The 25,796-nt window shown below is 38.2% G+C and carries 24 protein-coding genes; 4 read left to right on the forward strand and 20 right to left on the reverse strand.

All coding sequences use genetic code 11. The features are described from left to right. Window positions 1–53: 53 nt before the first annotated feature. Window positions 54–1,196 carry a cobalt-precorrin-5B (C(1))-methyltransferase CbiD gene (gene cbiD, locus KQI83_RS01505; protein WP_216554127.1) on the reverse strand — a complete coding sequence of 381 codons (1,143 nt, stop codon included), beginning with the start codon at window positions 1,194–1,196 and terminating at the stop codon, window positions 54–56. 109 nt (window positions 1,197–1,305) lie between these two features. Between cbiD and KQI83_RS01510 the strand changes: the two genes are divergently transcribed. Genes KQI83_RS01510 through KQI83_RS01525 form a run of 4 tightly spaced genes read left to right on the forward strand, consistent with a single transcriptional unit; the run spans window position 1,306 to window position 5,401 of the window. Continuing rightward, window positions 1,306–2,214, forward strand: coding sequence for an AAA family ATPase (locus KQI83_RS01510; RefSeq protein ID WP_253295462.1), 909 nt, complete (start codon window positions 1,306–1,308; stop codon window positions 2,212–2,214). A 4-nt stretch (window positions 2,215–2,218) separates the two neighbouring features. Then, window positions 2,219–3,958 carry a hypothetical protein gene (locus KQI83_RS01515; protein ID WP_216554130.1) on the forward strand — a complete coding sequence of 580 codons (1,740 nt, stop codon included), beginning with the start codon at window positions 2,219–2,221 and terminating at the stop codon, window positions 3,956–3,958. 17 nt (window positions 3,959–3,975) lie between these two features. Continuing rightward, a complete protein-coding gene (locus KQI83_RS01520; RefSeq protein ID WP_216554133.1) occupies window positions 3,976–4,707 on the forward strand; it encodes a radical SAM protein in 732 nt (243 codons plus the stop codon). Beyond that, window positions 4,700–5,401: a queuosine precursor transporter gene (locus KQI83_RS01525; RefSeq protein WP_216554135.1), complete on the forward strand. Its 702-nt coding sequence runs from the start codon at window positions 4,700–4,702 to the stop codon at window positions 5,399–5,401. The genes KQI83_RS01520 and KQI83_RS01525 overlap by 8 nt, the downstream gene beginning before the upstream one ends. An 86-nt stretch (window positions 5,402–5,487) precedes the next feature. On the opposite strand, the gene KQI83_RS01530 is transcribed toward KQI83_RS01525, so the two are convergent. The 19 genes from KQI83_RS01530 to KQI83_RS01620 all read right to left on the reverse strand — a co-directional run bounded on the left by KQI83_RS01530 (window position 5,488) and on the right by KQI83_RS01620 (window position 25,629). Next, window positions 5,488–6,033, reverse strand: a complete 546-nt coding sequence (locus KQI83_RS01530) for a DUF3877 family protein (protein ID WP_216554137.1) — start codon at window positions 6,031–6,033, stop codon at window positions 5,488–5,490. Next, complete coding sequence (locus KQI83_RS01535; RefSeq protein ID WP_216554138.1) at window positions 6,005–7,144, reverse strand: pyridoxal-phosphate-dependent aminotransferase family protein; 1,140 nt, start codon at window positions 7,142–7,144, stop codon at window positions 6,005–6,007. The genes KQI83_RS01530 and KQI83_RS01535 overlap by 29 nt, the downstream gene beginning before the upstream one ends. A gap of 11 nt (window positions 7,145–7,155) precedes the next feature. Beyond that, entirely contained in the window at window positions 7,156–7,698 is a 543-nt protein-coding gene (locus KQI83_RS01540) for an ECF transporter S component (protein WP_216554141.1), read from the reverse strand. 98 nt (window positions 7,699–7,796) lie between these two features. Further along, window positions 7,797–8,408, reverse strand: coding sequence for an ABC transporter ATP-binding protein (locus tag KQI83_RS01545; protein WP_216554143.1), 612 nt, complete (start codon window positions 8,406–8,408; stop codon window positions 7,797–7,799). Next, the gene (locus tag KQI83_RS01550; RefSeq protein ID WP_216554145.1) at window positions 8,398–9,327 is read right to left on the reverse strand and encodes an ABC transporter ATP-binding protein; all 930 of its coding nucleotides are present in this window, start codon (window positions 9,325–9,327) and stop codon (window positions 8,398–8,400) included. The genes KQI83_RS01545 and KQI83_RS01550 overlap by 11 nt, the downstream gene beginning before the upstream one ends. Before the next feature lie 11 nt (window positions 9,328–9,338). Continuing rightward, window positions 9,339–10,181 carry an ABC transporter permease gene (locus KQI83_RS01555; protein WP_216554147.1) on the reverse strand — a complete coding sequence of 281 codons (843 nt, stop codon included), beginning with the start codon at window positions 10,179–10,181 and terminating at the stop codon, window positions 9,339–9,341. Then, window positions 10,174–11,163: an ABC transporter permease gene (locus KQI83_RS01560; RefSeq protein ID WP_330622269.1), complete on the reverse strand. Its 990-nt coding sequence runs from the start codon at window positions 11,161–11,163 to the stop codon at window positions 10,174–10,176. Before KQI83_RS01560 ends, KQI83_RS01555 begins: the two co-directional genes overlap by 8 nt. After that, window positions 11,160–12,758 (reverse strand): ABC transporter substrate-binding protein, encoded by a 1,599-nt coding sequence (locus KQI83_RS01565; protein WP_216554149.1) that lies wholly within the window; start codon window positions 12,756–12,758, stop codon window positions 11,160–11,162. Before KQI83_RS01565 ends, KQI83_RS01560 begins: the two co-directional genes overlap by 4 nt. A gap of 99 nt (window positions 12,759–12,857) precedes the next feature. Further along, on the reverse strand, window positions 12,858–14,003 hold the full coding sequence (gene nspC, locus KQI83_RS01570) for a carboxynorspermidine decarboxylase (protein ID WP_216554151.1): 1,146 nt from the start codon (window positions 14,001–14,003) through the stop codon (window positions 12,858–12,860). A 12-nt stretch (window positions 14,004–14,015) separates the two neighbouring features. Next, window positions 14,016–15,218: a saccharopine dehydrogenase family protein gene (locus KQI83_RS01575; RefSeq protein WP_216554153.1), complete on the reverse strand. Its 1,203-nt coding sequence runs from the start codon at window positions 15,216–15,218 to the stop codon at window positions 14,016–14,018. A gap of 52 nt (window positions 15,219–15,270) precedes the next feature. Continuing rightward, complete coding sequence (gene speB / locus KQI83_RS01580) at window positions 15,271–16,137, reverse strand: agmatinase (RefSeq protein WP_216554155.1); 867 nt, start codon at window positions 16,135–16,137, stop codon at window positions 15,271–15,273. A 2-nt stretch (window positions 16,138–16,139) separates the two neighbouring features. Then, window positions 16,140–16,997 (reverse strand): polyamine aminopropyltransferase, encoded by an 858-nt coding sequence (gene speE, locus KQI83_RS01585; RefSeq protein ID WP_216554157.1) that lies wholly within the window; start codon window positions 16,995–16,997, stop codon window positions 16,140–16,142. A gap of 2 nt (window positions 16,998–16,999) precedes the next feature. After that, a complete protein-coding gene (locus KQI83_RS01590) occupies window positions 17,000–18,454 on the reverse strand; it encodes an aminotransferase class I/II-fold pyridoxal phosphate-dependent enzyme (protein WP_216554159.1) in 1,455 nt (484 codons plus the stop codon). 509 nt (window positions 18,455–18,963) lie between these two features. After that, entirely contained in the window at window positions 18,964–19,248 is a 285-nt protein-coding gene (locus KQI83_RS01595; protein ID WP_075718302.1) for a DUF2325 domain-containing protein, read from the reverse strand. A gap of 89 nt (window positions 19,249–19,337) precedes the next feature. Then, a complete protein-coding gene (locus KQI83_RS01600) occupies window positions 19,338–19,769 on the reverse strand; it encodes a flavodoxin (protein WP_216554161.1) in 432 nt (143 codons plus the stop codon). Between the two features lie 14 nt (window positions 19,770–19,783). Next, the gene (locus KQI83_RS01605) at window positions 19,784–20,407 is read right to left on the reverse strand and encodes a DUF3793 family protein (RefSeq protein ID WP_216554163.1); all 624 of its coding nucleotides are present in this window, start codon (window positions 20,405–20,407) and stop codon (window positions 19,784–19,786) included. Window positions 20,408–20,726: 319 nt separating this feature from the next. After that, window positions 20,727–23,561, reverse strand: coding sequence for a hypothetical protein (locus KQI83_RS01610; RefSeq protein WP_216554166.1), 2,835 nt, complete (start codon window positions 23,559–23,561; stop codon window positions 20,727–20,729). 315 nt (window positions 23,562–23,876) lie between these two features. Continuing rightward, entirely contained in the window at window positions 23,877–24,542 is a 666-nt protein-coding gene (locus tag KQI83_RS01615) for a hypothetical protein (RefSeq protein ID WP_216554168.1), read from the reverse strand. A gap of 46 nt (window positions 24,543–24,588) precedes the next feature. Next, complete coding sequence (locus tag KQI83_RS01620; protein ID WP_216554170.1) at window positions 24,589–25,629, reverse strand: phosphotransferase; 1,041 nt, start codon at window positions 25,627–25,629, stop codon at window positions 24,589–24,591. Between the last annotated feature and the right edge of the window lie 167 nt (window positions 25,630–25,796).

Raw genomic sequence — 25,796 nt, forward strand, 5'->3', positions numbered from 1 at the left:
TTCTGCTTCTTGTAGTTCTGTCTCTTTTATGCATTTTTTATTAGCAGAAATCATTAATGTAATATCTGCTCTGCCACTTCCGGATAATTTTCCGTTCTTCCCAGCTCGCCTTGCTCATTTGAAAATAACACGACTGCAATTTTACATTTTCCATAACTTCGCTTATCCAGATAAAACTGTATCTTTTTTATTACCAATTTCATAGTTTCTTCCAGTATTCCTGCTTCTTTTAAAAGTCGCAGTCCTTCTTCCGTGGTAACAGCCCCCATAATATTTTGTAACACACCGGTATCTGCCCCTGCTATGGCTGCATTGGCACACAAAATCTCCATTCTTGCATCTGCATTTCTGGAATGAGTATTCATAATCCCCCCTGCGACTTTGATAAACTTTCCGATATGGGCTACAAATAAAATATTTTCCACTCCAAGTTCTACCGCCATATCAATGGTATCTCCCACGAAGTTACTGCACTTTACTGCCCGTTCCAAATCAAAGGGAAAGTTGTCCTTTAAAAATTCTCTTCCGTAATTTCCCGGTGTTATAACAAGACTCTTATGTCCTGTTTCTACTTGTTGTTTCAACTCTACCCGAATACTCGCAACCAATGCTGCTTCACTCATAGGCTCTACAATTCCGGTAGTTCCTAAAATAGAGATTCCTCCTATGATTCCCAGTCTTGGATTAAAGGTCTTTTCTGCGGTCTTTTCCCCCTCGGGTACAGAAATCTCCACCTCAAGTCCCCCGGTGTATCCGCAGTTCTTACATACCTGTTGTAATTCTTCTGTTATCATCTGTCTTGGTACTTTATTGATTGCCGGATTCCCTACCGGTTGTTCTAGTCCCGGTTTTGTCACAATTCCAACACCTTTTCCTCCCAAGATATGGATTTCTGCTTGTTCTATTAGCGATACCTTTGCATATATCCAAAGCTTATTCGTTACATCCGGATCATCCCCTGCATCCTTTTCTATGGCACAAGACACATAGTTTTCTCCCCTTTGTATATCCAACACTTCTAAATGTAACTGGATTCCCTTTGGGGTCAGCAAACTCACATAAGGTACTTCTTCCTTTTTCAACAACATATAAGCGGCTGCCTTTGCTGCGGCTGCGGCGCAACTTCCGGTGGTATATCCCATTCGCAACTTTTTATTGTCCTTTATTACATAATGTTCTTCTAATCCATTTTTCATAATAACAAAATCATAGCATATGCTGTTTTTCCATGCAAGACACCCGCCTTGTATTTATTGACTTTTTCCCTTTGAATGCTATAATAAGGGCAGAAATGGGGTGAATATTTTGCTGGACTTTTTAAGAGAACAAAAGGTAAGTGAAACATTAATTCGGGAGTTAGAACATTTTCGTAACAGATACCCGGTAAATGATAGGCAACGTCTTGCTACACCCAGTTATTTGTATTACGGAAAAGATATTTGGGAGCAGGCTTTGACTGCCCTCCTATGTGGTGAAAATTTATTACTTGCAGGCTCCAAGGCCACCGGTAAAAATGTACTGGCTGAAAACCTTGCAACCGCCTTTGGTCGTCCTCGTTATAATATTTCTTTTCATATCAATATGGATGCTACTTATATGATTGGTACGGATACTTTTCAAAACGGACAGGTTACTTTCCGTCCCGGTCCGGTCTATCAGTGTGCAACGGATGGGGGTTTTTGTATTTTAGATGAAATTAACATGGCACGAAATGAAGCTCTTGCGGTGCTTCACTCTGTCTTGGACTTTCGTCGCATGATTGATGTTCCCGGGTACCAACAAATTTCTTTACATGAGGCTACCAGATTTATTGCTACCATGAATTATGGGTATGCCGGAACCAGAGAATTAAACGAGGCATTAGCTTCGCGTTTCGTAATTATACAAACTCCTGAAATTTCGGAAGAAAACCTGAACAATCTGCTTGTTCGTTCTTTTCCAAAACTTCAGAAAAAATATCGGGAACAATTTGTGGCACTGTTTATTGATATTAATAAAAAATGTGAAAACGGAGAACTTACCATGAAAGCATTAGACCTTCGTGGTCTTTTAGATGCATTAAAGCTCATGGAAGCCGGACTTGCGCCTCGTACTGCCCTGGATATGGGAATCACCAATAAAACCTTTGATTCTTGCGAACAGGAAGTTATCCGAGATATTATTGCCGGAAGAATTTCCGGAAAATTAACGACAGCCACTCTTTTTGGAGCGTGATTATATGGTAAATACACGGAATTATACCCCTCTCCAGCGCAGGGCTTTAAATATGGTATGGACTGCTGCCGGAAGATATGATTTTGAACCAATGTTTTTAGCATTTTTGCCAGACGGTCAACCGGACTTCTATATGAACTCAGTGATTGGCTATGTCTACAAATGGTTAGATGCAACTATCATCACCCAGTTATTTGACTCTTTTTCCGATGCAACGCTGCGAGATGTCTATGATGGACTTTTGTGGGTTGCACTGGAAAACTGTGTCTATGAAAAGGAACTGCCTTACCGACCTGTTTTATCGGAACTACGCATCTCCTGTGCGAAACTGTTTTTTGAGCAGGAACAGATAAAAACAAGAGCTCAATGGCTGATGCAAAGTAGTCTGGTGTATACAATGCAATCTGCCCGTTGGAAAAAAGTTCTTGGAAAAGCTGTTCTGCTCAGTCCCAGAAAAAAGAAATTATTTGCAGAACTTTCTTTCGACGGCTCTATGGATACCAACGCTATTCGTGAACGCATTTTAGATATTTACGGAAGATATTTTCATTTTCGCCTGAAAAAGGAACTTCCTTCTTTCACCTTACGGTTAAACTCCGTGTTTACCAAGTTCCTTCCCTCTCGCTTAGAACGCAATGAGGTTTTTACACTTGGAAGAGATATAAAAGAAGAAAATATTCGAATGTATAAGCCTGTTCACGAAAGAGAATTTTCTCTTCCCGGGGAGGAGGAACGGATTCGTTCCTATATTGAGGATTGTTTTGGAAAACCTCTCTATTCTCCTTCTGAAAGTGCACAGTTAGAACATTTACTTTGTACAGATAATCATTTCTATTGTCATATTTATTTTACTGCCGGAGAAAAAAACGCTACTCTGTCAAAAGAACCGCAAATTGCCAGAGCTATTGAAGAAGCATCTGCGCAAAAGCAACGGAATGAAACTTATTTTTCCGCACATCGTTCTCAATATGAAACTGCGATTAACAAACTAAGCCAGCAGATTCGTAATGCCACTCTTGTTCACGCACAAGCTGCCCAGTTTAAATGTAAACGAGGACAGTTAAATGCTGCCTGGGTATGGCGTTCTGTTTTTCTTGATGACGATGCTGTATTTTTAAATCACATTGAAACGGTAAAACCTGAATTTTCTGTGGATCTCATGCTAGATGCCTCTGCTTCTCGCTTAAGGCAACAGGAAACCATTGCGGCTCAGGGCTATGTAATTGCCAAAAGCCTGCAATTATGTAATATTCCGGTACAGGTTTATTCTTTTTTAAGCCTTAACGGATATACCATTTTAAATCTTCTCTGCGACTATCAGGAGAAACAGAAAACCAACCGTATCTTTCAATACCATGCTGCCGGCTGGAATCGTGACGGACTTGCCTTTCGTGGTGCAGGTGCTTTGATGGAGCACTCCCCTTGTGCCCACCGCATCTTAATCGTTCTTACGGATGCAAGTCCCAATGATGATAAAAAACTTCCTGCTGACAAAGCACAAAATCGTCTGTTAAGCGAAGATTATTCCGGTACTGCTGCGGTAACAGATACTGCTGAAGAAGTTAAAAAATTAAAGCAACAGGGAATTCGTGTCATTGGAATTCTTACCGGCGAACACAAAGATATTGCCGCTGCTAAAAAAATTTACGGAACCGACTGGGTACATATTCAGGATATTTCCCAGTTTTCTAATGCTGTAGGTGCTTTAATGTTAAAACAGATTTTAAACTTATACGAATCGTAAGAAAAGAAAGGAACATCATGTCTGAAAATTTGGAACCAATTCGATATTCTATGATAACAGAAAAAAATCCAAGAGAAATTGTTATGCTTCGCGGCAGCGGTTGTGTTTGGAAACGCTGCCGTTTCTGCGACTATCATCTGGATAAGTCCCCGGATAAAGAAGCAAATTTTCTTCTAAACCGTACGCAGCTTTTACAAGTAACGGGTCTTTATCACAAGTTGGAGGTTATTAATTCCGGAAGTTTTGTTGATTTAGATGAGGACACCATTTCTCTTATTGAAGAAGTTTGCTTAAAAAAAGATATTTCGGAAATTCACTTTGAATGTCACTGGATGCATCGAAAGGAAATTCCTGCCTTTCGTAAGCGTTTTGCTGATAAAGGCATTACTTTAAAACTAAAGATTGGGGTAGAAACTTTTGATTCTTTGTTCCGAGAAAGCTATCTTTCCAAAGGAATCGACACAGACTCTCCCGCAGAAATTGCACAATACTTTGATGAAGTCTGTCTTTTACAGGGCATTCCCGGTCAAACCGTTGAAAGCATGCGGCAAGATATTGAAACCGGATTGCAGTTTTTTGAACGTGTATGTGTGAATATTATGGTCGAAAACCGTATGCCTATCAAGCCTGACCCACAGGTAATTGCTTTGTTTCAAAAATATCTCTATCCGGACTATATTAATAACCCGCGGGTAGACATTTTAATGGAAAACACTGACTTTGGAGTAGGAGGAACTGCAAATGCCTAATGAACTTTTATTAATTTTATCATTAATTTTTACATTTTCAGCTGTAATTGCAGCATTTTATATTTTTCACGAACAAGGATTATTTCTCTGGACTACTATTGCTACTATTGCTGCTAACATTGAAGCTTTGATTGTAGTGGATGCCTTTGGTATGGAAATGACTCTTGGAAATATCTTATTTGCCTCTACTTTTTTGGTAACGGATATTTTAAGCGAACTTTATGGAAAAAAAGCAGCACAAAAGGCTGTATATCTTGGAATTGTCACCTCTGTATTTTTTATTCCCATTAGTTGTTCCTGGCTCCTTTATACACCTAACAAAAATGACTGGGCAATGCCAAGTATTCGTACTATCTTCTCAAATACACCACGTCTTATGCTGGTAGGTATTGTTGTTTATGTTGTAGTTCAATTATTTGATGTATGGATTTACCATAAATGGTGGGAATTCACCACCAAAAAGTTTGGAGACAGCCGGAAATATTTATGGCTTCGCAATAACGGCTCCACTATGTTATCCCAACTTTTGAACACTGTATTATTTACCCTTGGGGCATTTTTCGGTGTTTATTCTTTCCAAACACTTATCTCAATCATGGTTTCCAGTTATATTATTTTTGTAGTAACCAGTTTGGCAGATACGCCATTTGTATATTTGGCACGTTACATTTATAATAAAAGATTTCAATCCTAATATTGTCTCTTGTTTATGATACAAAACAGCGTACACAACCTCTGAAGTGTACGCTGTTTTTATAAAACTTAATTATCTTTTATTTTTCAATTATTCAGCTTTTGATATGCCTCTTTGGTAAAGCGATGATATTCTAATCCAAACTCATCCTCTTCCACATAATATACATAAGAATCAATATCACCTTTTGTAAACCATATGCCCCATTCGCGTTCTTCTACTTTTTCAATGGTAACTTCACCGGAAAAATCATAAAAGACCTGACATACATCCTCAAGTTTCTTTCCCGGTGCTGTAACCACCTGTAAAAATGCTTTTAAAAATGCACTTTCCGGAAGATTCTCATGAACATAAGAAACGCCCTGTGCCGGAATCCGTACACAGTAGCGTCCCTTTTCTTCTGTCTCGTAAATCATCATGTCACCCATTTGCTCCTTTGAGGCAACACAAAATTCTTCTAAAATACCCTTCAAAGAATCCTTATCTGTTTCTAACAATTCCATTAAAGATTCCTCTGGATAATAAAGCTGAATCTCTTCCTTACGATATCCGATTTTAATTTCCCATTCTTTTATCGTATCACAAATATTTTGATACAGGTTTTTATATGCTTCTTTCATATTCTCTTTCAAAAATTTCCCTCATGCTTCCTTTTAATGAAACACCTAACTGCTGCATTGTCTTATCCAATGCATCCAGTGTTGCTATCATATCTTCTTTATTGGCATTGCTTCCCATATGACCGATACGAATTACCTGACCTGCCAATGTATCAAAAGAACCTGCCAACATAATATGATATGTTTTTCTCATGGTATCGAGAATATCCTTTGCAGTTGTTTCTTCTGGTACATCAAATACTGTCACAGTATTGGAAAATCCTGACTCTAAATGCAACTTTAATCCTGCTTCTGTAACTGCCTTACGACATGCATTTCCGATTATAGTATGGCGTTTTAACATGTCCTTATCGGCGGCAATATTATCAAAAGCTGCACGCAGTCCATAGATGTCACTAATCGGCATTGTGTATGGGAACCATTTTGCTTCATAATAGCCTTCAAATACTTTTAAGTTGGCATAAAAAGATGCAATCGGTGTCTTTCGAGCTGCCATTGCCTTTTTAGCTGCCTCACTTACCACTACAAAAGTAAGTCCCGGAGGTGCTGAAACTGCCTTCTGGGAACCTCCGCACAATATGTCAATTTGATAATCATCCACGCGTACTTCTTCTCCAAACATACCGGATACGGAATCTACAACTGTCATTATACCATATTTTTTCAAAATTGGGCAAAGACTTCCGATATCATTGAGCATACCACTTGGTGTATCACAGTGAACCAGTGTGGCATATTTATAATCATGATTTAACTTTAAGTATTCTTCCAGAGCTGATGGATTGATTGGGTTCTTATCATCTACAGTATATAATTCCGGCTTTCCACCATACATGGAAACAAAATCCGCAAATCCTTTTCCGTAAATTCCATTATCCAAAACCAGTACCTTGTCACCCGGTTCTGTTAATGAAGCACATGCTGCTTCCAATCCTAAAATTCCTTCGCCATCCAGAATCAGAGTTTCATTTTTGGTATGCAAAAGACTACTGATTAACTCACATGTTTCCTTGTAAAATTCTACAAATTCTTCATCTAAATCCGGGTTCGTACACTCTTTTGCCCGTGCCAATCGCACATTTTCTTTTACCTGTGTAGGTCCCGGTGTCATAATCTTATACATTTTATCACCTATTATCCTAATACTTTATTTGCTGCCTTTTTTAAAGGTACAATTACGATAGCAGTAATTACAATGGCTGCTCCTACCTGAAGCAGGTTTCCAGGAATCGACATTGCCGGTGCTACCCAGTTTCCGGTAATAACACCTTCTGCAATATAATACCCTACAATCTTAATTGGTAATGCAGCAATCATAGCCAACAGATACCAGCCAAATCCCTTTTTCTTTTCGCTGATAAGACCTACTACAAATCCCATAATTCCTACTACAATAAATGTAAATGGTGCCCATGCAGTCCAACCGGAAGTCAGGTCAAATAATCCCATTCCAATTCCACCTGCAATTGCTCCGGTTTTCTTTCCGAATAAAATTGCAAAAATAAACAGTGGAACATTTCCAAGATGAACTAATCCACCTTCTCCCAGGAATATCTGTACATTAATCAACCAGGTAAATACATATACCAATGCAATTCCCATTGCGGTTGTGGTAATAAACTTTACATGCTCCATTGTGCTTCCTTTTGCTGTTGCCTTTACTGTTGTATCTGACATCTTTCATCACTCCTCGTATAAAAATCTATGAATCATCATATACCCTTTCTGACCTTTTTGATATAGCCAGTTTTAAAGTTTTTGTCATGCCAGATACATTACTTATTCCATTTGGTAATATCGATCATACGGGTACAGACTTTTTCTGCCAGTGCCATATTATGAGTTACTACTAACATTCCCAGATTGCTTTTATCCGATACTTCCAATAATACCTGCCAGATTTGCGCCTGGGTAATCACATCCAGCATAGTTGTTATTTCATCGCAAATTAAAAACTTTGTTTCCGGACTTAATACCCTTGCAATACAAAAACGCTGCAATTCTCCACCGGAAAGCTCATTCGGCCACCGCCCCATCCAATCCTTTTCTATTCCAAAGGCATGCTTAGTATCTTCATCTACTTTCCAACATTCATTTAAGATTTTCTCCATTTTCCAACGTGGATTTACTGACAGCTCCGGATGCTGAAAAATCATCTGCACCGGACAAAATCCCTTTTGTGGCAATGGTTCTCCATCTAGTGTAATTTTTCCTGAGGTTGGCTTATAATACCCTGCCATAATTCTTGATAAAGTACTTTTCCCATATCCGGATGGTCCTATGATTCCCACTCTTTCCCCGGATTCCACGGCAAAGTTAATATCTTTTAGAATCCACGGCATATTTTCTCCATATTGAAAACTAACATTTTCGGCTTTAAGTTGCATGGATACACCTTACCTTTCCCTCCCGTAAATCACGCATTGCTATTTTTCCACTACATGCAATGTCTGCTTTTGGACAACGTGGTGCAAATAAACAACCTTCCGGCAAATCTCCTGCGTAAGGCTGTGTTCCTTTTAACGGTTGAAATTCATTTTGCGGTAATGCGGTAATAAAAGCTTTACTATACGGATGTCGTAGATTTTTTCCTCCTGCAAGAAAATCACCGGTAGGGGAAATCTCAACAATCGTTCCTGCATAAAAAACAGCGATTCGGTCTGCTACCTGAAATGCCAGGTCAATATCGTGGGTAATCATTAAAATAGAAGTACCATTATCTGCAAGTTTTCGAAAATGCCTTAGCGTGTCCATTGCCAGTTCTACATTTAATCCGGGAGTAGGCTCATCGGCAATGATTAACTTTGGTTCTTCTGTAACTGCCGCAGAAATTAAAATTCTTCGTGCCATACCGCCAGACAATTGAAATGGATACATATCCTCTACTTCTTTTTTTAATTGATATTTTTCAAATAGCTGTCGTTGTCTTTCTTTGGAAGAATACACACCAACCACCTGTTTTCCAACCTTCATCAGTGGGTCTAAATAGTCTACTGACTGAGGAATAAATGCAATTTCTCTCCCCAGATATTTTTTTCTTTCTTTTGGGGTAAGCAATTCTCCCTGATATTTTATATTACCGGTCATTGTGGCATTTTTCGGGAGTAATCCCAATACGGCATGTGCCAATACACTTTTTCCGGAACCACTGGAACCTACTACTGCTACAATTTCTCCTTCCTTTACATCCAAAGACAGGGAATGCAGTACTTCTAACTTTTTCTTGCGAAATCCTTTTTGGTACATTTCAAAGGAAACTACTAAATCGTTGATTTCTAATACATTTCTCAGAACTTCTTCTTCCATAATTTCCTCCTTTATTCGTTCCCACTTCCCGGATTCCAAAGCTTTTTCAGGCTTTCTCCTATTCCGTCAAAAAGTAATACCGCCATTAGTAATAAGATTCCCGGGAAAAACGCAAGCCACCATTTTCCTGTTACAATATAATTCATGGATTCTGCCAAAATCACACCAATTGCTGGCATTTCCGCCGGTAAACCAAATCCTAAAAATGTTACCGCTGATTCATGCATAATTGCATGGGGAAATAACAACACCAATCCTATCAGATATGCCGGTAATACATAGGGCAATATATGAGTTACCGCTACTTGTACTTTCGTTTTTCCCATTTTATAGGCTGCCTGCACATATTGGGAATTTCTCACTTGCATTACCTCTGCACGCACAATACGCGTTAAGGACGGCCAATGTGTCAGTGCAACTGCAACGGTAATTCCACGAACCCCTTTTCCCATCATAAAGGAAATTAAAATCAATAATACTAAATGGGGCAGTCCCATACACAAATCTACGCACCAGTTTATGACTTTGTCTATCCATCCTCCCCAGATAGCTGCTACAATTCCAAGAATAAGTGCCACAATGGAACTAATCACGGACGCAATCAAACCTATTCGAATACTGTTAGACAGTCCCTTTATACTCCGATAAAACATATCTCTTCCCATAAAATCCGTTCCGAAAAGATGTTTTATACACGGACTTACTAATTTTTCTGAATAGTTTACACCATATTTAACAGGATTCATAGTAATTCCCCACACAAATATTCCTACCAAATACACAGTCGCCACAATTAGTAAAATAAATACCCGACTTCTTCCATTCCATTTTTTTCTGTTACTTCTTCTAAGCATCTCCTGCCTCCTCTCTTGTACGCGGATCAAATATTCCATACAAGATATTGGCAATCAGATTTCCTGTAAAAACAAATATCGCACTAAACAGTGCAATTCCTAATAAAAGTGGTACATCTGCATTCATTGCCGCTGCCGTGGTTGCTGTACCGATTCCCGGATAAGCAAATACATTTTCTGCCAGTGCCATTCCACCAAACAATTCGCTAAAAGAAGCAAACTGAACGGTAATAGCCGGAAGTGCAATATTGCGAAGAACATGTCGTCTCACAATCTGCCACAGGCTTTCTCCTCGTGCTTTTGCATATAAAATAAAATCCTGATTTATTATTTCTATCATTTTTTGTCTTGTATACAATACCACTTCACTGATATTTACAACTGTTAATGTCAAAACAGGTAAAATCAAATGATAGATACGATCTCCAATTGTTACATCTGCTGCAAGTTTTCCTGCCGGTGCTGCCATTCCAATGGGAAACCACCCTAACTGCACAGAAAAAACAGTCAGCACCAAAATTCCTATCCAGAAAGTAGGTGCCGATTTTAATATAAAACAAATCAGCTTGATGATTCGGTCAAAAATGCCACCTTGGCGTAACCCACAGATAACTCCTAAAACAAAACCCAATACTCCTGACAAAACCCATGCCAGCAACATCAGTATACCGGAATAAAGAAAACGACTTTTTATTACTTCAATTACCGGTTTTTTATAGGTAATGGAAGTTCCGAAATCTCCTTTTAATACATGTCCTGCCCAAGTAAGGAATCGTTGTGGTAAGGGATCATTTAATCCCCAATATTGCGCTATTTCCTGCTTTGCCTCTGTAGACAATGTGGAATTTGTTCCAATATAAGATACCAATGGGTCAATGGGTGCTTTGGTAATTAAAATAAATGCAACAATACTTACTGCCACAAGTAACAATGCCATTCGGATACATTCACTTAAAATTTTCTTACCTTTCTTCATACTCATTTCCACGTCCAATCCTGCATATTACAGATAATCGGACTACCATGTCCATGAGGATGCGGTATCTGTGTTTCCGCAGAAATATCCAAATTATCGTTTACAAAATAACAATGTTGTATATTTACCAGATATAAATATGGTTCATCCTGATTGGCTGTACTTTGAACCTCTTTCCAATAAGAAATTGCATCTTCCTGATTATTTGCTGATAACGCCTGATGTATCAGTTCGTCTACCTGTGGATTGTTATAACCCACCACATTATCATAGCCACCTGTCAGAAACAGTTCTGATTCAAACAAGGAATACAAAACTGTAGGACTGTATTGTCCCCATCCCCACACAACACCGGCAGTATTTTGAAGGGTAAGAATTTCATCCCATGTTGCCGTTTTTACTTCTATTTTTATTCCTAATTCCAGTGCATTTTCTGCCAATGCAACTGCTAAATTATATCTTTCTTCATCACCGCTTGCCGCATATACGTTAAACGTACATTTCTGTCCGTTTTTTTCGCGTATTCCATCTCCGTCAGAATCAACCCATCCGGCATCTTCCAACAGTTTCTTTGCTTCTTCTACTTTACCATCTTCATAAGTGTCTGTACTTGCCCATACAAGATTGTTTGTAAAATGCACTGCCGGAACACCAATTCCGTTCAATGCATGATCAATAATCGTCTGTCGATTAATTCCAATAGAAAGAGCTTCTCGTACCGCCTTATCTGCCGTCACATTATTTCCTACTGTAACTTCTTTTCCCTCACTGTTTTTTCGCGTTTGTTCTTCTAATACCGGTAAACTGATATTTCTTACATCCATCGTTTCAAACTTCTGTAAGGTCATACCATTTACCGTTTCATTTGCGTAATTTGCACCTACCATAACAATATCAAGTTGTCCGGACTGTGCCGCCGCAAATGCTGCATCATTATCCATATACACCAGTGTAATCTTTTTTATTTCAGGCGCACCTGCATAGTAATTCTCATTTGCCTCCAGTATAATCTGCTGATTTGCATCATACTGTACAACTTTCCATGCTCCGGTTCCGATTGGCATGGTATCAAATAATTCACTGTCATAAGCATCACTTGGAACAATCTGAAGCATTGCTACGGTATCAAAAAAAGGAGAATATGGCTCACTAAGGCGAAATTCTACCGTATAATCGTCAAGTGCAGTTACAGAGGCAAGTCTTGTCAGGTCAACATTTTCATTGTTTGCCTGATTATTATGAACTGTCTCATAAGTAAACACCACGTCATCGGCAGTAAAGCCACTCCCATCACTAAACTTCACACCTTTTCTCAGGTGAAATGTATAGGTCAGAGAATCCTCGCTTATCTCCCAATCAGTTGCCAAATCTCCTATATATTCAGAATTAAAATCTACTTTTAATAATGCGTTATTCGTAAACGAATATCCATAACTCATAGCCCCCTTAACCGGGTCCAAACTTCCCTCAAAAATATTGGTTCCTACAAAGGCTGTAACATCTGTTTTGGTATCCGAACTCTGCTTTCGTTCTCCACATCCTATCAATGTGATACATAAAACAAAAATACAAGCCCATAGTCCTGCTTGTTTTCTTTTCATAATATCCTCCGTGGTTATTTTTTGTAAGTGTAGCATAGGAAGAAATGCCCACACAAGCCTCCCCACGGGATATTTTTTAATTATTTTTTACAATGTTTCTTACAATCTCATTTTAAAATCTTCATATCCAAAGGACTTAATTACCTGACACGCTTCTTCACTTTTCCAAACAATATCAGGCAGTTTCATACCATTAAAGGTATTATTCTTTACCATTGAATATATTGCCATATCTTCAAATATCAACCTATCTCCTATCGTCAATTCTTGATTTAATGAATAGTCTCCTATAACATCTCCCGCAAGACAGGTTGGTCCACCCAAACGATAGGTGTATGCTCTTTCTCCCGGTTCCCCACTGTCACGCAGAGGCGGGCGATATGGCATTTCTAATACATCCGGCATATGACAAGCTGCGGAAGTATCTAAAATGGCATTTTTAATTCCACCATTTTCCGTTATGTCTAATACAGTAGTTACCAATAAACCCGCATTTAGTGCAACTGCTTCACCCGGTTCTAAATATACCTCTACGCCATAAGTTTCCTGCATATGACGAATACAGTTAATCAATAACTTCACATCATAATCTTTTCTGGTAATATGATGTCCGCCTCCCATATTGAGCCATTTCATATTTTTTAAGTAAGAACCAAACTTCTCTTCTACTGCATCTAATGTCTTTTTCAAATCATCTGCATTCTGTTCGCACAAGGTATGAAAATGCAAGCCTTCTACCTGCTCTAACAGATTTGCTCCATAGGTTTCTTCTGCTGTTTTTAACTGACTAAGTGTAATTCCCAAACGAGAACCCGGCGCACAGGGGTCATATATTGCATGTCCCTCCTGGGTAGAACACTCCGGATTAATACGAATTCCAATGCTTTTCCCCTTTTCCTTTGCAATTCCTTCAAACTGTTTCAGCTGTCCGATGGAATTAAATACAATATGGTCACAAAGCTCTGCAATTTCTTCAAACTCATCCTCACGGTATGCCGCTGAAAAAACATGGTTTTCCTTTCCCATTTCTTCTGCTCCCAGTTTTGCCTCATATAGTCCACTTGCTGTGGTACCGCTTAAAACGGTACCAAGCAAAGGGTAGCTGTAATACATGGAAAAGGCTTTTTGTGCCAATAAAATGTGGCAACCTGTTTCTTCCATAACATAGCGTAAAATTTCTAAGTTCTTTTTTAATTTTTCTTCTTCTATCACATAACAAGGCGTTTTTAATTCTTCGAATTTCATTTCTATCTCCGTCTACTCTACTAAGTCTGGATTTTCAGAAATCTTCCATGGAAGTCCCCACTGATTCAATGCATCCATAAATGGATCCGGATCAAACTCTTCTATATTATATACACCTGGTTTTTGCCATTTTCCACTCATTACCATCATTGCACCAATCATAGCCGGAACTCCGGTGGTATATGCAACTGCCTGTGAACCAACTTCTTTATAACATTCCTGATGATCACAAGTATTATAGATATAAAGTTTCTTTTCTACACCGTCTTTCTTTCCGATAAAAATACATCCGATATTGGTCTTTCCTTTGGTTCTTGGACCTAAAGAAGATGGGTCTGGTAAAACTGCTTTTAAAAACTGTAACGGAATGATTTCTTTTCCTTCATACATAATCGGCTCAATGCTTGTCATTCCTACATCTTCTAAACACTTCAAATGTGTAAGATAGCTCTGTCCAAAAGTCATAAAGAAACGGATTCTCTTGATTCCCGGAATATTAAGTGCCAGAGATTCGATTTCTTCGTGATGTAACAGATACATGTCCTTTTCGCCGATTTCAGGGAAATTGTATACACGCTTAATTTCCATTGGTTCTGTTTCTACCCAATGTCCATCTTCCCAATAAGAACCTTTCGCAGATACTTCACGAATATTGATTTCCGGATTGAAATTAGTAGCAAATGGATATCCATGATCTCCTGCGTTACAATCCAAAATATCAATATAGTTAATTTCATCAAAATAATGCTTCAATGCATACGCAGAAAATACACTGGTTACTCCCGGGTCAAATCCACTTCCCAATAAAGCTGTAATACCAGCCTTCTCAAAGCGTTCCCGATAATCCCACTGCCACTTATATTCAAACTTTGCTGTATCTTCCGGTTCATAGTTTGCAGTATCAATATAATGTACCTTTGCTTCTAAGCATGCATCCATGATATGTAAATCCTGATAAGGCAATGCCAAGTTCAATACTGCCTGTGGCTGTTCCTTCTTCAATAAAGCTACTAATTCCGGTACATTATCTGCATCTACCTGAGCGGTTGTAATTTTTACAGAAGTTGTTCCTTCTAACTTCTCTTTTAAAGCATCACATTTTGACTTGGTACGGCTGGCAATACAGATTTCATCAAAAAACTCACTATTCTGGCAACATTTATGAATTGCAACACTGGCTACTCCTCCGCAACCGATAATCATTAACTTGTTCATTTTCTTCCTCCATTTTCTGTTGTTTTTACAAAAATTATATTTTAATTTAACTTTATTTTTCTTTTTTCAATAATGCTAACAAGAACTCTCGCACTACCTTACATGCCACTGCTGTGGATGCTCCCGTTGGATCACATGGTGGACACAGTTCATTTACATCACATCCTACAATCTGAAGTGCATAGCAGGATTCATAAATTGCATCTAACAACTCCATAAACCCTACTCCACCTGCTTCCGGAGTTCCTGTTCCCGGAAAAACAGACGGGTCTAACACATCTAAATCAATGGTAAAATACACAGGCTTTCCTTCTAGTTTTTTCAAAACCTCTTCTAATCCATCAAAATTATATTTATGAGTGGTTACATGTCCTTCTTCACTCCAACGAAACTCTGCCCGCTCTCCGGAACGAATGCCAAACTGAAAGATTCTTCCATCACCTAAAATATCATGACATCTACGCAATACACAGGCATGGGATAGTTCTGCTCCCAAGTATTCCTGTCGCAAATCCGTATGCGCATCAAAGTGTATGATATGCAAATCCGGATATTGTTTTGCTACTGCCCGTACTGCTCCTAACGTCACCAGATGTTCTCCACCAATCATAAAAGGCAATTTTTTGTCTTTTAAAATTGTGTTGGTACGCTCTTCAATCTGCTCTAAGGCTATCTTGGCATCTCCGATGCAAAGCTCAATATCACCACTATCAAATACGGAATAATCCTCTAAGTCTTCGTCCTGATAAGGGCTGTATGTTTCTAAACCATAGGATTCCTGTCTTATGGTGCGGCTTGCAAATCTCGTTCCCGGACGGTATGAAGTGGTAGAGTCAAAGGGTGCTCCAAACAATACAATCTTTGATTCTTCATATTCCCCATCACAACCGATAAAGGTTTCGATATTTTTCTGTAACATCCTTAATATTCCTCCACTTCTCTTAACATTTCTTCTACATAGGCAGGCAACGCAAATGCTCCCTGATGAAGCCTTGTTGTATAATATCTGGTATGAATTCCCCGCATATTCCATTTTTCCGGTGCCAAATCATTTAACGGGTGATACCTCTTAGAGGCAAATCCAAACAGCCAATGTCCGGAAGGATAGGTTGGCAAATGTGCCTGATATACCGCACTTTCTTCAAAAATATCACATACCCGTTTATGAATTCGTTGACACCACGCCGCCTCTTCCATATAAAACGGACTTTCATTGTGATGAATCATAATTCCATCTTCCTTCAGTGCCTTGTAGCAATTTCCGTAAAACTCTTTGGTGAAAAGAATTTCTCCCGGTCCAAAAGGGTCTGTGGAATCTACAATAATCAAATCGTATTCATTTTCCTTAGACCGCACAAAACGCAGTGCATCTGTGCAATAAAGATGCAATCGTTTCTCATCCATACGGCAGGAAGTATTTGGCAAATACTTTTTACATACCTCTACCAGCAATGGGTCCAGCTCTACCAAATCAATACTTTCTATTTCAGGATAATGAGACAACTCTCTTACTACGCCACCATCACCACCACCAATAATCAGCACTTTTCGTACATTTGGATGTACTGCCATTGGCACATGTACCAACATCTCATGAAAAATAAATTCATCTCGTTCTGTCATCATCACATAGCCGTCTAAAGTCAAAACTCTGCCAAATTCCTTAGAATCGAATACATCAATTCTCTGATAATCACTTTGCACACTATAAAGCTGACGGTCTACACGAATGGACAACTTCACATCATCTGTATGATTTTCTGAAAACCATATTTCCATCCTTATACTCCTTTCAGAACATTTAAACGTTCAATCGCAGGGTCTTCTGTACCGGTCATGGAACAGCCCTTTTCCTTGGCATATTGAATATATTGCAAAATATCGGAGGTTATCTCTTCTCCCGGTGCTAAAATCGGAATTCCCGGTGGATAACACATAACAAATTCGCTGCAAATTCTTCCCTTTGTCTCCATCATAGGCAACGACTCTTTTTCTGCATAAAAGGCTTCCTGAGGTGTGACCGCTACCTTCGGTGCCAGATATTCCTGTGTCAGCATTCCTGCCTTATCCTTGCGAAAACGTCTGCGAATCTCAGACAACGCACCTACCAGTCTTTCAATGTTTTTCTGCTGATCTCCGATGGAAATATACGCCAGGATATTTCCAATATCACCAAATTCTATCTGAATATCATATTCATCACGCAATAAGTCATAAACTTCGATTCCTGCTAATCCCACATCCAATGTATACACGGAAAGTTTTGTCTCATCAAAATCAAAAATACTGTCTCCATTGATAAGCTCTTTGGAATATGCATAATAGTCTCCGATTCGATTAATTTCCTCTCTGGCATATCTTGCCTTTCCTACTACCTTAAAAAACTCCTCTTTTCCACGAATGGCAAGATTTCTTCTGGAAATATCAAGACTGGATAATAAAAGATAAGAACCGCTTGTGGTCTGAGTCAGGTTAATAATCTGTCTCACATACCCTGCATTTACCTCCGGCCCGGTCAGTAAAAATGAACTCTGTGTTAAACTTCCACCAGACTTATGCATACTTACTGCTGCCATATCAGCACCTGCTGCCATGGCTGATACCGGAATATTTTCTCCAAAGTAAAAATGTGTTCCATGGGCTTCGTCTGCTAATACCTTCATCCCGTGGGCATGTGCCAGTTTTACAATGGAACGCAAATCGGAACAAATTCCATAATAAGTAGGGTTATTTACCAGAACTGCCTTTGCATCCGGATTTTCTTTCATTGCCTTTTCCAACTGTGACAACTTCATTCCCAAAGGAATTCCAAGTCGCTTATCCACATCCGGATTCACATATACCGGGTGCGCGCCATTTAAAATCATGGCGTTAATGACACTTCTATGTACATTTCGTGGCAGGATAATTTTCTCCCCACGTTTGCAGACACTTAAAATCATACTCTGTACTGCCGAGGTTGTTCCACCCACCATAAAGAATGCATTTGCTGCACCAAAGGCTTCTGCCGCTAATTTTTCTGCGTCACGAATTACCGATACCGGATGACAGAGATTATCCAAAGGTTTCATAGAATTCACATCATTGGATACACACTGTTCTCCTAAAAGCTCTTTTAACTCCGGATTTCCTTTTCCTCGTTTATGTCCCGGTACATCAAAAGGCACTACTCTTTTCTTCTGAAATTGCTTTAATGCATCATAAATGGGTGCATCATTCTGTGTTAATGTTTTCATCCTTTTTCTCCATGTTCAGTCTTATTGTACTGCTGAATCGCACAAAAAACGCAGGTGATATTTCATCACCTGCGTATGATTTCTTACATATTTGTATTATTTTTAGCTTTTAAAAAAATACCATGCTTCTCAATCATAAATAGGGTTTCCAGAGTCTATATAGCAAATACTTACTTTTACTACTCTTATTGACCACTTCACAAGTTGATGTGTATACCACACTGGTTTTAAGTAACCAACTTATAAAATTTGAGCTTCTAACTCAATCAATAATGCGACTATGAAAACAACCCATTTCTGTTTTCGCACATCTAAAATAAAGATTATCATATTGGGATAGAATCTGTCAATAATTTCTTATAATTTCTACCAGATTTATACCTTTATAATAATCCGATATTTTACAATTTCATATTTCATTTGCTTTCCTCCTGTTTTTATCTTTTCAAACATAGTATAGCAAAAGGAACATGACAACTGTCTGTCATGTTCCTTCATTTTATATAGTTTTATGCTCCACACTTTTCAGATAAAATTTCTTCTAATGCTGTTCCACTGCTTGTATGGCATCTTACCACATCTGCATTAGTACGCTCTGCTTCTGTTAATGCGCAACGCACCATTTTATGGGATACAGTATTGGTAAATAATACAATTAAGTCCGGACTTCCAATTTTCTCTTTTAAATTTCCTGACATCTGTGTAAACACTTTTGCTCTACACTGATGTGCCTTACAAATTTTTTTATACTGACAGACCATTCTGTCATGTCCACCGATAATAACTACACTCATGTTTTATTATTCTCCTCAAATGTCTTTTTATAAACCAGGTTGTTGCATTACACAACAACCTGATAGTTAAACTACTGTAAGCACATTTGCTATACAGAGGCCAACTGCTTTCCAAGGCTTTCACACTCTGCTTCACCAGCCTCGTCCGGTGTTTCATGTATAATCAAACCTTCTCCATTTACTAATGTTGCTCCTGCGGATTTCATACGTTCTTCCCAGTCACGCATCCATTCACCGTCACCCCAGCCATATGAACCAAATAGTGCAATTTTCTTGCCTGCTGCGAATCCTTCTACTTCTTCTACGAAAGGTTCCATTTCTCCTTCTTCTAAAACCTCAGCTCCCATTGCCGGGCATCCTAATGCAAAACAATCTGCCTTTTTCAAATCATCCATAGATACATCAGCGATGTGCAAAACTTCTGCTTCCTTTCCCGCTGCTGTAATTCCTCTTCCAATGGCATTTGCCATAGCTTCTGTATTTCCTGACTGTGACCAAAATGCTACAATAATTTTACTCATCTTACAAAATCCTCCTAAACCATACTTTGTTTCCAATTATTTTTCTGAAAAGATCCGATATGTAAAATCTGAAAAATATCTTTCCCTTCCGAAACCATTCGAACTGCTGTTTCTTTCGCTAAATTATAGCGTTCAAAATGTTCTAATGCTTCTGAAAGATTGGTGTACACTTTCCAGTAACCAGAATACAGAAAATTTTCTCCGTCATTTTGAATAAACCCAATTACATCCTCCACCGGATATCCTAAAAGCAATCCCATTTCATGCGGGAAGCTTCCACTATTGGATACATACTCTGTATACTTTTTGGAAAACTCCTCTAATATTTTTTCCAATTCATAATTTTCATATCCAAAAGATTCCATCAATTCTCGAACTTTTCTACATTCCAAATAGGATTCCAAAGCCTCTTCTCGATAAATCAAAAATGCTGACTTTTCTTCTGATACCATGACCAATTTGCAGGATAGTTCTGTTTTGGCAAATAACTGCTTTACTGAATCAATTTTCTCTTTTTCTACAATCAGCAAATTGGAAATCTTATAATTCATCAAAACCGGTGCACATTGAAATGCTAACTGCATATCCAATGCTTTCATATTCACACTAGTAATCAGATATATCATTTCCTTGCTCATTGAATTTCGACACCCTTTCAGTTAGCTATTGCTTTCTTGGGTTAGCTTTATCTAACCTATGAGTATCATACTAGAAAGCTATGGATTTTTCAAGAGTTTTATTGCGTGGTTTTTCTCAACAAGAACGTTTCTTTCTTGTTCATTTGCACTAAATACTTTTATTGCCTACTGATTCTGCCATCCCTTAAGCTATGTCAAACAGCCAGAGAGTTATCGTTTTCTTAAATACATAAGAAAGACAGGTGGTAGACTTGAATTGCTGCCATCTGTCTTTCTATATTATTTCTTCTTATCTTTTCTTTGATTTGCTAATCTCCAGTTAACACTGCTTCTTCTTGCCTGCAACTGCCACACCCATCATTCCAACGGCTGAAAACATCAAAATCCATATCCATCCCACTGGTGTTTCGTCTCCAGTCTTTACATTTTTTGCGGCTTTTTCATCCGTTGCAGCCTTTTGTGCTGCTTCAGCAGCGGCTATTGTACCATTTGCACTTTCTGTGGCTGCTATGGTAGAGCCGCTTCCTGTTGCAATGGCCGGTACTGTATCCGAATTGGTGGTTCCGTTCCCACCTATTGCAGTTCCGCCCGGGTTGGAGCCGCCTCCTATTGAAGGCGCATCCTTTACTGTAATCACTACCTTTGCAGCCGGAGAAGCCAGATAGTTCTCTGTCTCTGCATATCGCACATAGTAGTCACCTGCTGCAAGTCCACTCACTTTTGCATCTGCTGTAACTCTTATCCAATTTACTTCATCCGTACTGTATTCCATTGCGGTAGTCAGATTTTCAATAGCTCCGTCATTTACCCCTGACTTACTTGCATTTACAGCAACCAGTCCTGTAGGTGCTGCCTGACTTGCCTTCTCTATTGTAAACCGTACTTGTGTTGCATCATGATATACTCCCAGCCCCGTAATTGTTACGACTGCACTGCCCGCATTTTTGTTATTTGCATAAGCAACAGTGTAATCTGTATCCTTTATCAAAGTCTGTCCATCATAGGTCACAAGTACCTCCGGCTCCTTTGCAGCTCCATCATAAACATATGTCTCCGAGGTCAGTGTAACATCTACGTCTGCGTCAGTTAGCTTACAATAACGAAGCACTATACTTTTACCTATTTCACCATTTGCGTCAACAATTGTATTTGTATCATATGTATCTGCCGGGTTCCTTTTTATCCGTGCAAGGGAATACCCTTTCGGCAGGAATTCTTGAATCGAACCCAAGCTTTCCTCCAATGTATTATGACCGTAATTTCCGATACCACCGCCCACATTGCGTAACACCAGCTTTGAATCCTCATCCATTGTGAGCTTTTCTAACCAGCATTGCTCGGAGCCGTTATTTCCTGCTATCGTAACTTCACTTTCTTCAAGCTTTACACCACTATCCGTCATCCATTGCAGGTTTCCAAGGGTAGCCTTTGCATTCCGAAAGTTCAATACTTTTGTAAGATTAATACCAGTATTTACAATCTTTCCTTTGTAGTCACCATTTGCAATTGTAAGGTCATTTCCTGCCGATAGCGTACCCAGCATTAAGGTATGTCCGTTCAAATCAAACGTCACAGCTTTTGTGTCATCGATTGCCACAGCTCTTCCGTTTGCACACAAATCCCGGGTAAGTTTTATGGTATCTCCGTCCGCCAAGTATCGCAAATCATTATATGCTCCCCATCCGCCAAGGTCTCCGTTCAGCATTCTCTTTGAGGTTCCATCTGCTCCTATCAACTCTGCATATTCAATATTAGAGGTATTACACACCATACACCGACCCGAATATCCTAATATAATCGGATGTTCGCAATTATCGGCATAATATACCTGACCGGTTGCCAATATCTCTACCCATCTCGTTCCGCCATCTTCATATATTACTACATCATTCTGGGTCTGAAGGGTTCCTCCAAGAATTGGTGGAGTATCAGATGCAGCACTTCCTGTTCTGCTTATTAAAATCTCGTTGCCTGATGTATTCAGTATAATGTTGCTTCCCGCTATGACCGAATATCCCTCCGCTCCGATAAGCTCAATCCCATATTGAGTCTGAAGCTCTGCATCACCTGCAATTGCTGCATTATTTGCACTCTTCATGGCTATTCTTTCTGCATTAATCTTTGCATTTCCTTCAATTACTGCAGCATTTCCATTTACCTGCAGCCGAACCGTTGACAAAGGTGCTTGAATCTCTGTATTTCCAGCCGACACAGCTCCCCCTTCACTGACTACTTTTACACTACCGCCGTCTGTTACATCTATATTAAGATTACCGTTTACTGCTGTATTCTGTGCATTCAACTCCACACCGCTTTTTGCTTCTACCTTAAGATTACCTTCTGCGATTGCTTCACCTATAAACAATATACTCCGATTCGAAGTGGTTCCATTTGATGACAGATAAATATCTTTCGCTTTGAAGAAAGCTTCCGATGCATTAATACTATTTCCGTTAATTAAATCTAAATAATTAAGAGTATCGGTCTTTATCAGGCTGATTTCTCCGTTTTGTGCATCCGTTGCCTCTATCATATGCTTCACCGTTCCGTCCAACAGGAATAAGCCAAAATTGCTTGCCTCAAGCTTAACAGAGCCGGCAGATATGAATGAATCACCGACAATTGCATCACTACTAAGTGCTATTTCTCCGGTAGTTTTTAAATCTACCAAAGAAAGCCCCTTTATAAGAGCATTTCCGCCATACCCATTAAGCACAATATTTCCGGTATATTCATCCGTTATAAGGGCAGCATCCGCAGTTCCGCTAACCAATGCTTCCGTATCTCCATTGTTTGCTAAAAAGAACCTGCCAGACCCTTTCAGCGTCAGGGTTCCGTTTTCAATTTTCAGGATTTCTGTTGAACTCCCTCCATTTGAATATATCCTTACATTATTGTATACTTCCATAACGCCGGCATTATAGTATATATATACCGATGAAGAAGTTAAAGAAGTCGGGTCGCACTCACTCATCGTTCCGCTTCCTCTGCTTCCTCCAAATTCATAGTATTTACCATCCTGCAGTTCGGTTCCGTTTATGGATACCTTCAAGTTCTCTGCATGTACCGGCATCACTTCCTGCATTCCGGTAAATACAGTCGTCAGCAACAATACCGCCGCTAATATTCCACATGTTTTCTTTTTCAATTTCATAAACTACCTCCCAAATTGTTTTCTATACTACAATATCTTTCGCCATAAAATTGTATATTGTTTTTTATTTTAACATTCTTTTCAAAGCAGTGTCAACCTAAATTCACCTTGAGTTTCCGTAGTTTCATCCACAATTCCCTATCTTTACAGACATAACGATAAACAACTTTCAAAAATGACAAAAATATATGGTAAATGTATTTCTGCCACACAGCTTCGGAATCGACGAAAAGGGAAAATTAAAACATCTCTTACCTGCAAGGTTAAAAAGAAACTCATGCTCTCAAAGCTGCTATTATACAAAATTCCTATCTCTTATAACTCATTTTCTTCTTTTGTTAATCTCCTCATAAACCACCAAAACAACAGGAAAAATATTATATAAAACCATACATTTCCATCTAAAATCTTTTTTCCAAAGTAATAATCCAAATTAAATCTTTCTTGTTCATTTGCACTAAATACTTTTATTGCCTGCTGATTCTGCCATAAATAGTTTCCAACAAACGCACCATAAGATACTACCCATATAACTAGCAGGCATAATGGTACTTTTACATTTTTTATATTAAAGTGAACTTTTTTCTTTCCAATAATAAAAAGCAAAACACAAGTCAATAAAATAAAAAATATAACTGTTGTTGCTTCATCTAAACATGCAGATATTATAACGCTTTTTAAATAATCTCCTAGTTTTGCTTTTAAAAAATCTATACCACCCTTTAAAAGTGCACTGACTATTCCAAAGAATATTGATAGCAAATATTGTTTTTTCATATTTTGCGATTGCATAACCCATTTTTGTATAACCAAATATAAACACATACTATAAATTGTCCACATTAAGAAAGCCTTTATTCCAATACTACTGAATACCATCAAAGATATGTGTGGAAGTTTTCCCAAAGCACAATATGTATAAATTCCATGTATCAGTGTAATTATTACCAAGCTAATATATTCTTTTTCTCTATTTTCCATATCATATATCTCCACTTCTATAACACTATTAGAATTCATTGACCTCTTAATTCTTGTAATATTCATCTAAATATGCTTCGAACTCATCCATATTATTGTATAGCCATCTGCACATTTTTGTTCTCCAGAATGCAAAATCCAAATTTTTATCAGATTTATTTTTTAAATACTGTTTATATCCAAAGCTACTTCTTATCAAATTAAAGTAATATAAAGATGGCATACGAAGAATATCAATTTTGGGTATTTCATATTCATCTAAATAAGAATCTAAATATTTAGTAAAATTATCAAAATCAATTTTTCCATTGTCTCTACATTCTTTAGATGCATATGAATATGAACGAATTATCTCCCACGTTGGAGGAAGTGTGCAGGCTGAAGCAAAATCAATTATAGCCACTATATCATTATTATCACAAAGAATTTGAAGTAAGCTATAATCCCCATGACTACTGCATTTATATGTTCCCAAAAAACGCTCTGCATAACCATCCATCATTTTTAACCTATTAATTTTAAATTCAAAATCTTCACAAATCTGCTTATATATCGTAGAATTTGTGTCTATTTCTGCACTTCTTTCATCTAGCAACTTCTTGAGTTTTTCAATCTCCTTTTCATTGGACCATTCTTTCAGCCATTTATCTCCAAAATTATATCTATCAATTTTATATCCGCTTAACACTTTATTTATTCTTCCTAACAATCTTGCTGATTTGATCATTAAATCATTAGGCATTTCAAACATGTTGTAGGAATTACCTATGATATGTTTCTGTACATGAATGTATCTATCTCTAAAACTCGATATGTATTTACCCTCACGGTTGCAAATAAACGAAGAAGCCGTTATCCCATTTTCATTAAGATATTTGCAAATCTTTATTTCTTCTTCTAAGTTCTCATAAGTAATCTTTTCCTGGAATTCTTTTAAAAAATATCTTTCGTTTGAGTTCGAATACAAATAATAACAATTTGCACTTCCTAATTCAGTTTTTTCAACTTTATCTATCCCTAAATCATATGCATTATTTATCCAATTTTTCAGTTCATTATTATTGATAAAAATTGATTGTTCTACCATCTCTTTCTCCTTCCATCATGAATACTTCTTTTTTACGTTCTTCATGCAAACCATTAGTCATATGTGACTCAAGTGAAACTATACCTTCATACCCTTGCTTATTGATATAGTCCGCAATTTTTACTTAACCTGGTTCCCTTTAAAATGCCTATACGCATTCTTATTTA

It is taken from the genome of Roseburia sp. MSJ-14 (assembly GCF_018918225.1).
GTDB lineage: Bacteria > Bacillota > Clostridia > Lachnospirales > Lachnospiraceae > Petralouisia.